This window comes from Marivita sp. (genome assembly GCF_051251565.1).
GTDB lineage: Bacteria > Pseudomonadota > Alphaproteobacteria > Rhodobacterales > Rhodobacteraceae > Marivita.
Map to the genome: position 1 here is coordinate 1 of NZ_JBPOFB010000014.1, position 13,332 is coordinate 13,332.

The window sequence follows — 13,332 nt, forward strand, 5'->3', positions numbered from 1 at the left end:
TAACAGCGTCCCATTGTTCATACTCCATGCAATATCCTGTTTTGATACAGAATTTGCACTTCGTTGGTGAATCCACCCGCGTACAGCATTAAGCCGCATAATGATATTTATGTAATTTAAATACCTTGTCCGTTGTCAGAGTTTTTTAGAATGCTGAGGCGTTTTCGTAATGGAGGCTCTGGTTCGGTACTGTCAGAGCAAATTATCTTGAGATGGGTATCCTGCCATGAGCGGTGCCCAACTGCGCTGCGGTCATGGCGATTTTTCCCTCCTTTGCCGATCGCCACACAAACCGGCTTTTCTCCAAACGCTTGCTGAACAGCCACGCGCCCAGGCCATTCCACCAGATGCCGGGACTAAACACCAAGATCACCCTGACGTTGACCATATCGCCAAGTATGAACCTTTCGTTGGCCTTGGAGCTCTCCTTCAGCCTCAGGAGGCAATCGCATTCGATACATAACTCTAAAGATGGATTGCCTACAGCTCCACGAACTTGCTAGTAAAAATTTGAAACCAATCTAATTTCTTGGGGAGAGGACGTGGCTATAAGGATTCAGTTCAAGCACATTGCAACATATTGTGGACCAAGTCAGTACGCACCCCACAAGGCGATCGTTTGCGAAATTCTTAATATACCTTCGCTACAGTTACCTGACGCCTTAAAACGTATTTCCCTTATTCACTCATTGCTACCACATGATTTTGAAACTGCAAAGCCAAGAAGCCATGATGACATTGCGAATTGGATTAAAGATTTTCTTGTAGAACTTTTGAACTACACACGTGGCGACCTACGAAAAGCTAGAATTCAGGTTAGAAATGGAAAAACACTTCTCATCTCTGATTACCATGTGCCGGAGGTAAACATCATAGCCCTCAAACTTATTGGCTCCGTGTTTTCCATGGTGAAAATTGATTCAAATAAATTCAAAAGAGCGCTTCAGGAGATATGGAACCTGAGTCAAAAGCATCATCCAGACTTTCAAGCACACGCATTAATCGAAGCAGCCAAATCCCAAAACATTTGTTACACGCACATTCAAGGAAAATACTGGCTATATGGACTTGGTAAAGGGTCCAAGATTTTTTTCGAAACATCTCTTGCATCTGATTTCAAATCAGACCGGTTTTCAAAGATTTTTTGCAAAGATCTATTTAAGAGATTGGGTATTTCGACACCAAGTTTTACTCAAATAAATTGTTCTGGTGATCTTGATCGTGCAGTGGCAAATATTGGATATAAGTGCGTTATGAAGCCCTCAAATTCAGGAGGTGGCAACGGCATCACAGCGAATATACAAGACGCCAATCAGCTTAGATATGCATATGACTTGGCCTTGTCGTATGTGAAGGAAAATGAATGCGTTCTACTTGAAGAACATATTGAAGGAGACGACCACCGACTTTTATTTATTGGTGGCAAATATTTTGGATGTGTGAGATCGGAAGCACCCTTTGTTGTTGGGGATGGCTATTCAAAAATCTGTGAATTGATTAATTCAAAAAACTACACTCGAACACGATCACTTTACAAAAGTGGGTATAGGCGAAGAATTAAAATTGATGAAGTGTTAACGAATAAATTGGAAAGCTATGGATACGACATGCAGACGATCCCAGATTATGGTAAAAAAGTATTTTTGCGCAATAATTCAAATTTGAGTGGTGGTGGAGAATCGGAAAAAATTGAAAATGTTCATCCCAAGATTTTGGACGATGCACAAAAGATTTCTGCCAACCTTGGAGTTCATTCAATTGGTATTGACTATATTTCACTCGATATCACAAAAGATCCTAACCTCACTACAGGCGCATTCACTGAATTCAACAAAACACCAGGTATTCCAATTTTCGCTGTTGCGGGTGTTCCTTTACTTGACATAGGAACAGCCTTACTTGGCCCAAATTGTTGCAATGTTCCTGTCAATATCATTGTTACGAAACGCGGCCGTGAACTTGAACTTGTGAGGCTAAGAGGAATAAGAGATGCATTTCTTGCGCCTAGACATTTTTTAACTGGTGGAAGACTTGTAAAAGCAAAACACGATACTTTCCTTTCAGCATGGGCTCACTACGCAAGCAATACTATCCTAGATAAAATTTGCGTAATCATGTCCGAAGACGTTTTGGAAAGATATGGTTTAATTGAAGGATTCACATCAGTCGAGGTTGAAAAATCTGTTAATGCGTCGGCACTAGATTTTTTATCAGGTTGCGGTGCGCATTTCTCAATTTTTGAATCAATCAAAAATCAATCTGACGATAGATAACGCAAATTTGGCTTTGATTAAGCTGAAGCTCCGAAGATGTCAGGAGGCAGTGCATGGAGTGCTAGAGATCATTGAGGTAATCATTTCCTGATCTTCGATGGAAACATCACCCTCAAATGAGAGTTTGTCAAAAAACTGCGTTGGGCTTCCAAATTTATGTAAATAGTGTGGGGAAACTTCGACAACAATTTCGCTCACTGTCTTGTTGAAGAGGCTTAAGGAAAAATTCTCAAATTTATTTGAAACTACCACACTCACTTCTGGTTGCTTTTCAGGAATTCGATCCAATAAATCATGAAAAAGGTGAGAATAAGTTTCAAGATCGCCTAACTGTGGCTGACTGTTAATTTCGCAGATAGCTGCATTATTTTCTCGCCATGAGACTGCGGCATCTTCTGAAATAATATCTATACCAGCTACCTTTAACTGCAATGTGTGCGAGGCTTGTATGCACAAATCTAATATTTCTGGGTGAAGAGAAGAAAGGAAATTTTGTGGTGATCCCCCACGACTTTCGTTTGAAGTTGCCGCCAATACTATTTCCTCGCCTAGCGATGGGCAAGAGTTAAAAGTTAATCCTAACTTCTTCAAATTCAGTTCGGTGACATAGTCTTTTGGTATAGGCTTAAGTGATGAATTTATTGATTTTCGTTCTGGTCTTGCATTTTCAATATCAATGAGTTCGCTTATAGAAGAATTTCCATCTCCTGATATGCATGGTGGCATCATCTTCCATGCGCCCACTACTTTTCCATAATGTAAATGAACTCGGTAAGAGAAGCCTTTGATAAACTTTTCGATAATAAGGGCTTTGTAATGCTTGGATGCTTTCTTAAAGCATTGCTTAAGCTCAGTTTCGTTAATAATGTTTGCAAAAACGCCCCTGCCTTGCTCTTCCGCTTCAGGTTTGAGAACAACCGGATAGTCGGTTGTTCTAGCAAAGCGTATCGCATCATCAACGGTACGCACTCGTGCTTGTTCGGTAACCGGGATGCCTGACATTTTCAACAGGCGGTTGGTGTCGACTTTGCTTTTTGCTAAACTAACACCAATAGCACTTTCTTCATCGGTGATTGAACTGTTGAAGATACGTGAGCCAATCCCGTATCCAAAGATGATGTATCTTCGATTGAATATCTTGAATGGGATTTTGCGCTCTGCCGCAGCTGCTATAAAGCTGCCTGCATTCGTGCCCGCGGGAAGAAACTGTCGTGCTAGACGTTTTTGTTTTTCCAAGAAGCCAATGATCTCCTTACTCAATATTCCGTTGCTCGCCATTTTGAGCATAGGCTGTATTGCATTCATATTTAACAAGGACATTTGTGTAGATAGTGTTGGTAAGGAAAAGCACAGAGAATTTTCTTCTTCAAACACATGAATAGGTGTAAATCTTTGATCGCCACAGTAGTCGTTCAGTGTATCTAAAATTTTGACGAGCAGCGCTTGAGCTGTGGCTTGGTCAAACGCTATATCGCCAGCAAAAAACCTCTGATTGGCATTAAAAGTAGGAAGCTGCTCTCGTAGTTTGTTGCAGTTTTCTCTAAGCTTTCGGTCGTCGATTAAGCCATCTGAGAAGCGTAAAGTGATCGAGGGCTGAATAGCACCGTATGCGTATCCTTCAACTTGATTAACATCTATTTTCAACAATTAGGCCACTCTTTTTGTCATGCTCAGCCGCTGGTTTACTTTTAATGGGGCAATATTGCCGCTTTTTTTTAGCTTAGGCTTGATTTTGCTTCACTCTTTCATCGTCTGAAAGGACGACTTACCTCCCAAGGCTGATTGCGCTGGCATTCGCGAAGCAGCCTACCCGACAAGGCGAAAATCGCCTGATCAGGCCTGCGGATCAAAGTATCTTATGGCCCTGAGATTCTCGAAAGTTTTGGGTGGTGTTGTCACATTAACTCTACCAGCTTGTGAGCGAACGTAGCGGTCGGTTGTCAAGCAACGCTTGCCGCGGATCTCCACACCTCGAATGCTTCCAACCGAGGGTCGCGGATGGTGAGGGCGGAACGACGGCGGGCCGGGACAGAGAACTGATTGCCGGTTGCGGACTGCATAGAGACGAAACGCTGCAATCCACCCGGCGTCCGGAAGCCCTGCATTGCTCGCGCTCGTTTTTGGAAAGGCAAATGGCTGTTCTCTGCTCGGTTGTTGAGACCCTTGTGAGATCAATGATCAAGACCGTGCGCGACCTCGCGTTTTGTGGCAGCATAGGATCGCAATTTGTCCCCAATGATCCGTTTGGGCACGAAACCCCAACCTTTCGCCAGCTTGATCAAAAGCCGCTTTGCGGTCCGCTTGTCCCGCCTGGGCTGCAAGATTTCCTCAAGAACTACGCCGTGTTGGTCGACTGCACGCCAGAGCCAGTAAGATCGGCCTGCGATTGTCACGACGACTTCGTCTAGGTGCCAGACATCGGCGAGGCGCGGCTGGCGTCACAGTAGAGCATGGGCTATCAGGAGGCCAAACTTGACGGTCCAGGGTCGGATCGTTTCATACGAAACGTCCACGCCAGGTTACAGCATCAATTCTTCAACTTCGCGTAAGTTCAAGTGGAACGGGACGTAGAGCCAGACAACATGGGCAATCATCTGGGGCGGAAACCGATGGCGCTTGTTGTTGATTTTCAATAGCTGAATCGACACCGCCTACGCTCAGATCAATGAAGCAGAAATCTGCAGGGCGTTAACGTGACAACACCCGGGAACCATGTCTGGCGCCTGATCTCTCTGCAGTTGAATCCCTCATTTTGGAGCACATGGATGGTGGTGAAAATCTCTTCCCGAGACGTCCTGTGCTGTCTGATGTCAGCACCTATGGGGCAGATTTGAGAGTTTGAACACTGGAGGGGTTCTGGTTCATCGTAGCCTTTAAGGAGCGATTCTATGGACCCTCCCTGCGCAAGGTGTTTTTCAACTTTGGTTCCAACGGCCTTGGATGCGTGAATCTATCCGGCCTTCTACGAAGCTTATGTGCTTCTTGCCTCGATGGGATCCGCTTGTTTTCGTGCCTTCTAAGATGACCGGTTTTTGATCGCCATCGCTCCTTACAGGCTGTGAATTGGCGGCCCTTGCCGTTACACCATCGCCATACACCTCGCATTCTGGAAAGTCGAAGCGCTCCGCGCCTCAGTACCGCTCTGATGTCCCACTTTATATGACGACGGACAGCTGCAGACACGGATGCAGCGCTGAGCGTATTCATCCAACGACATTAGCGAATGACGCCGGAATGCGACAACCATGGCCTCCTCCGCTTCGGTGAGAACGGTCGAACGCGGCCCCCTCGGACCAGTCTTCAAGTCCTCCACAGTCGCCCGCTGCGCCATTTCGCGACGGTCTTGGGATTGATGCCCAGCTCCTAGCTCAGCTACGCGAGCGAAGCTTGCGATCGCTATATCGCAGATCTAACGACGTGCGTGGGCGTGGCGCTCCCATAACGAACTTGTCCCATAAAGCTTTCTTCCATTCCTGAGAAAGAATCGCACCATCATACCGTGGGATCAAACACCTAGAACCTTCTGTCCTTGAGGACATTTCGCTCACCAACTAAAGTTTGCAACAGAACCCCCATGCCATTAAAACAACTAAAGCTCGTAATAATCACGCCATGGTAGTTTATATAACGAAAGTTAACATTAATCCTCGTTAGTTTTAATTCAGATAATCTGCCATATTTTCATCGTTTATGAAGCTTTTTAGAAAATACTTTTTCATAGTACCATATTCATGGTATCGGAAACATCTTTTTTTCATTTACTCAGGGATGTAGTTGTCACCCCGAATATAGGAATGAAAAATAGTGCAAAAACAAATATTGATCTTTGCTCTACTGTCAGCGTTGCCGCAAAACTCTGTGGCCGAAAGCTTTGGGCCTGGTTTCTCATCTTCTTTTCAATTTCGCAGTGACAATGATCGAGCCGTCAAGTCTGGTGTCGTTGATTTAATTGAACGAAAGAAGGCTGGTATGTTTCAGGCGCCTAACTTCAATTCGACCAATACCACTAACATTGCTGGTGATCAGATAAATTGCGACGTGGTGTCAACAACTATTGGAAATAGTGGTAGCGCAATGACTGAAGGCAGTTCTGGCGCGCCCAGTGTATTAAATTCTCCCGAAGTTAAGGTTGCATCAAACGGAAATGTATCAGGGGCTGAGGAAGATGGCCCTCTTAACTATTCTGGTGGTTCAAATTCTATAAATACAACTCAAGATGTCGATGGATCGGCACTGTCAGCCACCCTTGAAGGTAGCAAACAAGATGGTGTCTCTGGAGATGTCGGGGGTAGTATAAGTAGCCTATCTCAAGACTCTGAGAATGATCAGTCAGTCAATTCCAGTCCGTTAAACAGTACAATTGCTGATTCTCGCGCTTGCGAATGGAATTGAAATGAAATTCCAAATGTGTGCCTACACCGTTATCGCTTCATTCTTTTTGTCAGCATGCGCATTGCCAGACACAAACACTCTTGAAAATGGGCAGGGAAACGCACCTGTATTAGCTGGCGTATCAGTGACTGAAAATCGTACACCAGTGGATGATGCATTGAGCTGTTATGGCGATGCGCTTTCTCTTGTGCGAAAAAGCCGAAGGCCTCTTGGCATCGCTGTTGGTGATGTGCGTGACTTTACCGGCAGATTGAGTGACTCAGATGGTGCTCCAATTACTCAGGGTGCGGGACTTATGATGTACAGTGCTTTGGCAAGCATCGGACCATCAATTCGTATTCATGAACGTCTTGATCCTCGTGTAGCTGAATTAGAATTGTCGTATCTTGATCGTCAGCGACTTGGTGACGGGCAGATGCATCAAGCGTCGCTTGACTCCATTCCAACACCGTGGATGCCATATATGGGTGGATCAATACTTCAAAGCGATTACTACATTGTTGGCGGGGTTACTGAACTCAATCACAGCCTCGTTAGTGGTGGGGGGGAAGCACTTATTGGTGGCGCCGGTGGGCGTTCACGTTACTCAATAATAAATGTTGCGGTTGACTTGAGAATTGTAAATACGCGCAACCTTGTGGTGGAGCATGCTGTATCCTTACAAAAGCAAGTCATTGGACAAGAGGTTGGTTTTGACATTTTCAGTTTCTTTGATACTCGTCTATTTGACATCAAGGCTGGTACGCAAATGGTCGAACCAATGCAAATGGCTGTGCGTTCCATTTTGCAGCTAGCGAGCTTAGATCTTCTTGAGGCTATTTCGGAAGTGCCAAACGAAGCCTGTGTCCGACTGGTCCAACCTAATTTGGATCGAAAACTGCCAAGGCCACGACCTCCTAAGGATACGCGTAATTGGCCTCCTGCGGCTGAAAGTTCTGTTGCCATGGCGAACACCAAATCGGTTCTGAAGCCTCCTGCTACGGAAGCGCTCGCTACACAGCCCGATTTGGTTGATCAAGAAAATCAGACTTTGACCCAACCTGAACAACAATCTTTAGCACCCGTCGGTGGAGGTGTCGTAGTTGTCGGAGCTGGAACAAGCGCCGAAGCTGCAATTGGAGTTTGGAAGAGCCTCAAGCAGAACAATCCGGACCTCTTTGCCGAAGTTCAAGCCGACATGGTAAGCGTCAATCGTGATGGTGGGCCTTTCCTTGTTGTTGTTCAGCATCCAAAAAAACAAGCTTCAGCTTATTGCGAAGTTGCTAAAGCGGTCGGTGTTGAGTGTCTTGAAGCACCACCCGAAGTCCTTGCCGCATTGGACACAGTGAGGGCCAATTCCCAAAATTAACGAAATTCAACGTGTGGGGTTGTTAGCCTTATTTCCCTGCGCCGGCTGAATCTGAAGTGCGTGCACTGCGCCGCATGGCAGTAATTACCGCAAACCCAAACTCTTGAAATGAGAAACTCATGACCAAAACGACATCCAATTTCCGAACTCTTCTCCTTGCCAGCACCGCACTAGTGGCGGCAGGCTTTGTATCGACAGCATCTGCTGCAGACAGCACGATCACTATTACAGATGGCACAATGTCAGTTGACGCTGCATTGGCGGGATTTGTTTCCGCGACAAGCCAGATTGCTGACGGTACCGTCGTGGACGCTGACGTCGCGGCGTCTGGCAGCCAGATCAACAAGACGGAAGCTACTGATATTACCACAAATCAGACAATTTTCGGGGAATCTGCCACGGCCGAAGCACGTCTGAACCAAGGGACCAACACTCTGACCGTCAGCGCACCTGACGGAAGCACCTTAACCGGATCAACAGATATCAATAATGCAGCTTCAGGTACAGTTAGCATTGACGTTGCATCAGGGATTCTCTCGCAACAAAATCTGGTGGACAGTGGTACGTCAGCTACCGGTGCAGTGACAGCAGACACCGGTACAGCAACTGGTACGGTAGGCTTTAATGTCGCGCTAGACACACCGAGCGTTTCGGGGAATGTGACGAACAGCGGCAACGTCGCTGTAGCAGACGCGCTTGCAAACGACGTCGTGAACACGCTTTCGGTGACCGGTGGCGGCACCGGATCGCCCAGCAGCCCCGCTGCGATTGCCAACCTTCAATCTGTTGCACCCAACGCCACCGCTGGGGATTTGTCAGTGGCCGCTACAACCTTCGGCGACGTTACCGTCAAAATTACAGATACGACCACCTCGCCCAGTGCAATCAGTGGTGATATTACTCTCGATCAAAACACGGTTGCGTCGCGCGCTGCCGCAAACACCGCCGTCAATGATCTTTTTGCTGGGACTGCGGACAACCCCGCGCAGGGTGCCCTGGCCGGCGACTTGGGCTCGGCCGCTGTTGAAACAACCGGCGAAATTGGTGCCTTTGTAGCAGATTTCGGTGTTGCAAACCTTCAAACGATTTCTGAAAGCGCAGGTACCGGTACTGTTACAATCACGGCCGATACGACCGGCGTCGTTGCAGTGGGTGTTGATTCCGGAGCTGCAATCACTTCGGACAATATCGTCTTGCGCAACAACGCAATCCTGTCTGACGCTGCCGGGAACACCGCAACCAACCGCGGTATCGCAACGACAAGCGGTATAAATGGTGTGTCTGTTGGTGTTGCATCGCTGCAGGAATTTACTGGTGGAGCCGCCGTTGATGAAGTTGTGGCAACCACGGCACTCGGTACAGTGTCATTCGGCAACGGTGTGTCAGGTGCACCTTTAACTGGCGGTTCTTTGACCGGTGTGGATGTGACATTGTCCGATAACCAGATTGGTGCCACAGCTTCGGGCAACGAAGCCACGAACGTGGCTGCAGTCACCTCAACCGGTATCGAAGGATCGCAAAGCTTTGTTGCGGGTCGCCAGGTGGCCACAGATGTGGGCATCAAAGCGGTGAACACCGCCGCCAACATTGTCGCAAATGTCGAATCTTCGGACGCTACTTCGAATCTGATCTTGAACAACAACGATGTGTTCTCGACCGCGGCTTTGAACACGCAGACCAACGTGTTGCAGAACACAGGTTCGTCCAACCTTGGTACAAGCACAATGGTATCCACCAGCCAGCAGGAAATCAGCGGCGGATCGTCGACAGCAACGATAACACTTGCAAATATTGCAGCTATGGGTTCGGCCACATCTGTGGGAGCGTCGTCGCTCACCGGAAACACTGTCCTTGCTTCGGCAACCGGCAACGTATCGACGACGTCGATCACGAACCGCACAAGCAGTGGCTTTAGCTTCACACGTTGAGGGTGTAATAAACTGGCGTCGCCATATATGGCGACGTCAGAATAAATCCATACCACATATGTCGTTAATCTGAGTCTTGCTGTCAAAAGATGTGTAATTTATCTTTTGCGCCTCACAGTGAAGGATGTCCAATCCGCTATGTCAATTTGCACATCAAAGTAGAACGTGGACGCTGCGTCAAGTATAATGAATTGCCAAAAAAAGAAGGGGTCTTAAGTTGATTTCAGTCGCAATATTGGAAGACAATTTGATACTTCGAAATCGAATTGCCTCCATCGTCAACAATTGGGATCTAGCCAATGAGTGCCATTCCTTTGATTCTAACACTGCATTTATTTCAAATTTTGAAATGATTGAGTGTGATATCGCGTTGGTAGACCTAAATCTCGTAGATGGCAGCGGTATTCGCAGCATCCAGTATATTTCTGAATCGGGAAAATCTTGCAAATCAATTGTTATTTCCGCCCTATCTGATGCTGATACAATTATGACTGCAATATTATCTGGTGCTGTTGGATATTTACACAAAGACGATAGCTCAATAGGAGTGATAGCAGCTATTGAAATGGTGTTGCAGGGCGAATCACCAATATCCTCTGCTATAGCGCGGAAAGTTCTTTCGCGTATACAGAACAAAGATACCGATCAGAGAAATACAATTTTGAATGAAAAACGCAATTCGATACTCACACCAAAAGAGCTAGAGGTTTTGGCTTTGCTATCAAAAGGTTTGTCATATTCTGAAGCGGCACATACGCTGGGTATGTCAAGCAATACAGTTCCAGTCCATATCCGAAAAATTTATAGTAAACTGCAGGTCAATAGTAAATCTGAGGCTGTTTACGAAGCGCGACAACTTGGACTGCTACCTTGATTTTTCAATTGCAAGCAATAAGGATTTGGGTGCTTTCACTTATCACGATTCTTATTCCAATATCAGCTTTTTACTCGGTTCACAGATTGACCGAAGTAGCCAATTATCGTTTAGAAATTACAAATTTAGTAAATGAATTTTCGAATAATGTGGACCACCTCGAGTTACCTTTTCACTCGCTTTTGACTTCACACAACAATTTAAATAATCTGATCATATCTGGGAGCTTCTCTCTCGAGAATGACAGTGAAAAGCTCAGTGAATATTTATATGTGCCATATTACTTTGGAAATTTAACTATAAAAATGAATGGGAAAATTGTATTTGAAGATGATCCAATGGCAGGTCTTCCATCTCTAAACACTTATAGAAATGCTTTAGTCGAAATTCCTGAATTCAAGATTGTAGATTCACATCACGTCATACTTGAGCTGCGCACTGATTCCCGGATTTTTTCCTCACTATCTGGCATATATGTTGGGTCGAATGTAGACATGATGAGGTCAATGAAAATTCGATCATTTTTTTCTGAATTTTTGCGAGTAGCTTTTTGGGGAATTCTAATATTTATATCCTTTTCTCTCGCATTACTATCTATAAATCGTAGAATTGGCTATGAAGGAGTGCCCTTGCTCGTAATTTGTATATTTATGTTGGGAATAAGCAGTGCAGAGGTGCTGTCCAATTTTACCAATTTGGGCAATCTTTCGAAATATACTATGCAATTGAGTCCAATTTTAGTTCTTGCAGCTCGTGAATTTGGTTTGGTTAATGTTGAAGGAAAAAGAGTTAAAGCCAAAATTTACCAATGGCACTTTGCCATTATTCTATCAGTTGGAACCATAGCGGTAGAATTGTTTCTTCCCGATAGCAGGTCGCTGTTGTTTATTTCGCTGCCAATTTTGTTTGCTGGATTTATTTTCGTATATATTGATAATTTACGAGTTTTTTGGAAAATTGGTGACATGAAATCTGCTCTATGGGCTCTATCCATTTCTTCTATAACCCTTGCCATATTTCACGATTTAATAATTAGATTTGGCGCATTTGGTGGTGGAGTATATGTAATAGGTCTTGGAAACCTCATCTTTTTTTCTAGCCTTTCACTAATTATTGTCGCGCGCTTGCTGCAGGCACGTGATGACTTGGTTGCAAACAGCCTTATTGTTAAAACTAAGTTGGCTGCCCGTGAGATTGAGTTAGAAGTTGAACATAAAAGATACTTGGTGATCCGTGAACATGCAGTAGCGAATGAGCAGAATCTAAAATTGACGCGTGATCTCCATGATGGGGTTTTGACCTATCTGTCGATGATTTATGCAATGACAGAGACTTCCGTTGAACCTCGGGATTCAACAATAAGAACATTAGCGCAGAACGCCACTCAAGAAATTAGGTTAATTCTCGATTCATCCGATACTGACAGAAATGATGTTTTTCTTGTATTATCCTTGCTGAGAAGCCAGATAGTGGATCCTTTAGTCGATATGGGTTTATCCGTACATTGGGATATATTAGCGCTTCTGGAAAGAAAACTAATTCACAAAGGTGGAGCTCTGGACTTATTTAGAATTCTACAAGAGGCAGTTCACAACGCTACTATACGTGCAAAATGCACTGAAATTAGGGTGGAAGCTTACGTTGATGACAGCGAGGTAGTAAAGATTATACTTAAAAATTTGGGTGGGTGTACATATGATGCTAATATAAATGTCGGTTTTGGGATCAGAAATATGCAGCGACGCGCCACTTCGATTGGTGCGAAATTCGAATTAGCAACTATTCCGACAGGTGCGGAACTCATTCTTACATTTCCAACATATAAAGAGTCATCTTCAGTTTGAGTGGCGCCACTGTCCTGAGACGGCATTGCCAAGTTGGTTGATCATGGGCGCAGGGGGGGTGTGGCGTGCGCGCTTATACGGTCATCTCAAGCGCATAGTCGTTCCACTGGCTGAAGGCGTCAGCCCGTGCGTGGCGGTATGATAATGCGGTGAGACGATAGCGGCGGGGACGAAAGAGGGTGTTGATCTGGTCATGAGCGGCGAGAAATCTCTGCGCCTGTTGTTGGGACTTGAAGCGCCCCATGATTTTCTCTCGCCGTCGCGTTGGTCTGTGTGAGGCCTCGATCCGGTTGTTCAAGCCCTTGTGTCACTGTACCCTAATTAATCAGATTCTGCGGATTGGACGCCTTTTCGGCGTTTCTTGTACCCTTAATTGAAATATATCCACAGAACGCGTTTGGGCCCAAATGCCGCTGCAAAGCAGTGAGTTTATTGACACTTTGGGACGGTACGGCATTAGCAACCGTTACAGTTATCCACAGTGACCTGCTCCCCTGAGAGTCCGCTAGTTTAGGTTAGCTCTGTTCAGGTTTTGGTCTTCCTTTGACCGGTTAGAAAATTCCGCTGGCGTCAGGCCAGGGAGGCTTGTGTGTGGTCGGTTGTGGTTAAAGTCGTTGCGCCACGCCGCGATCAGGTTGCGGGCATGGCGTAGGTGTAGATTGTCACTGAGAAC

Annotated in this window: 7 protein-coding genes and 5 pseudogenes; 6 read left to right on the forward strand and 6 right to left on the reverse strand. The window is 45.6% G+C overall.

Annotation, left to right across the window (positions count from 1 at the left end):
• Positions 1 to 238 precede the first annotated feature (238 nt).
• Positions 239 to 457 (reverse strand): annotated as a pseudogene (gene tnpB, locus ACSHXH_RS15105) (IS66 family insertion sequence element accessory protein TnpB); the annotation flags it as partial.
• 85 nt (positions 458 to 542) lie between these two features.
• On the opposite strand from tnpB, the gene ACSHXH_RS15110 reads away from it, so the two are divergent.
• Positions 543 to 2,273, forward strand: coding sequence for a hypothetical protein (locus ACSHXH_RS15110; protein ID WP_435672641.1), 1,731 nt, complete (start codon positions 543 to 545; stop codon positions 2,271 to 2,273).
• Between the two features lie 39 nt (positions 2,274 to 2,312).
• Here ACSHXH_RS15110 and ACSHXH_RS15115 read toward each other — a convergent pair whose 3' ends face one another.
• The 3 genes and pseudogenes from ACSHXH_RS15115 to ACSHXH_RS15125 form a co-directional block, all read right to left on the reverse strand.
• Positions 2,313 to 3,917 carry a hypothetical protein gene (locus ACSHXH_RS15115; protein ID WP_435672642.1) on the reverse strand — a complete coding sequence of 535 codons (1,605 nt, stop codon included), beginning with the start codon at positions 3,915 to 3,917 and terminating at the stop codon, positions 2,313 to 2,315.
• 296 nt (positions 3,918 to 4,213) lie between these two features.
• A pseudogene (locus tag ACSHXH_RS15120) lies at positions 4,214 to 4,867 on the reverse strand (IS6 family transposase).
• A gap of 608 nt (positions 4,868 to 5,475) precedes the next feature.
• Positions 5,476 to 5,729 (reverse strand): annotated as a pseudogene (locus tag ACSHXH_RS15125) (IS481 family transposase); the annotation flags it as partial.
• Positions 5,730 to 6,077: 348 nt separating this feature from the next.
• Here ACSHXH_RS15125 and ACSHXH_RS15130 point away from each other — a divergent pair.
• The 5 genes from ACSHXH_RS15130 (at position 6,078) to ACSHXH_RS15150 (ending at position 12,659) form a co-directional block, all read left to right on the forward strand.
• Entirely contained in the window at positions 6,078 to 6,665 is a 588-nt protein-coding gene (locus tag ACSHXH_RS15130) for a hypothetical protein (protein ID WP_435672643.1), read from the forward strand.
• Position 6,666: 1 nt separating this feature from the next.
• Positions 6,667 to 8,013, forward strand: coding sequence for a CsgG/HfaB family protein (locus ACSHXH_RS15135; RefSeq protein ID WP_435672644.1), 1,347 nt, complete (start codon positions 6,667 to 6,669; stop codon positions 8,011 to 8,013).
• Between the two features lie 119 nt (positions 8,014 to 8,132).
• Positions 8,133 to 9,941 carry a beta strand repeat-containing protein gene (locus ACSHXH_RS15140; RefSeq protein WP_435672645.1) on the forward strand — a complete coding sequence of 603 codons (1,809 nt, stop codon included), beginning with the start codon at positions 8,133 to 8,135 and terminating at the stop codon, positions 9,939 to 9,941.
• 217 nt (positions 9,942 to 10,158) lie between these two features.
• Positions 10,159 to 10,815 carry a LuxR C-terminal-related transcriptional regulator gene (locus ACSHXH_RS15145; RefSeq protein ID WP_435672646.1) on the forward strand — a complete coding sequence of 219 codons (657 nt, stop codon included), beginning with the start codon at positions 10,159 to 10,161 and terminating at the stop codon, positions 10,813 to 10,815.
• Positions 10,816 to 10,901: 86 nt separating this feature from the next.
• Positions 10,902 to 12,659: a sensor histidine kinase gene (locus ACSHXH_RS15150; RefSeq protein WP_435672647.1), complete on the forward strand. Its 1,758-nt coding sequence runs from the start codon at positions 10,902 to 10,904 to the stop codon at positions 12,657 to 12,659.
• A gap of 73 nt (positions 12,660 to 12,732) precedes the next feature.
• On the opposite strand, the pseudogene ACSHXH_RS15155 reads toward ACSHXH_RS15150, so the two are convergent.
• Positions 12,733 to 12,966, reverse strand: a pseudogene (locus ACSHXH_RS15155) (DDE-type integrase/transposase/recombinase); the annotation flags it as partial.
• A 198-nt stretch (positions 12,967 to 13,164) separates the two neighbouring features.
• Positions 13,165 to 13,311: pseudogene (locus tag ACSHXH_RS15160) on the reverse strand (integrase core domain-containing protein); the annotation flags it as partial.
• Positions 13,312 to 13,332: the final 21 nt, after the last annotated feature.

Excerpts from the sequence above, each read along its gene's own strand:
- ACSHXH_RS15140 (WP_435672645.1), top strand. The coding sequence starts at position 8,133 with ATGACCAAAACGACATCCAATTTCCGAACTCTTCTCCTTGCCAGCACC.
- ACSHXH_RS15135 (WP_435672644.1), top strand. The coding sequence starts at position 6,667 with ATGAAATTCCAAATGTGTGCCTACACCGTTATCGCTTCATTCTTTTTG.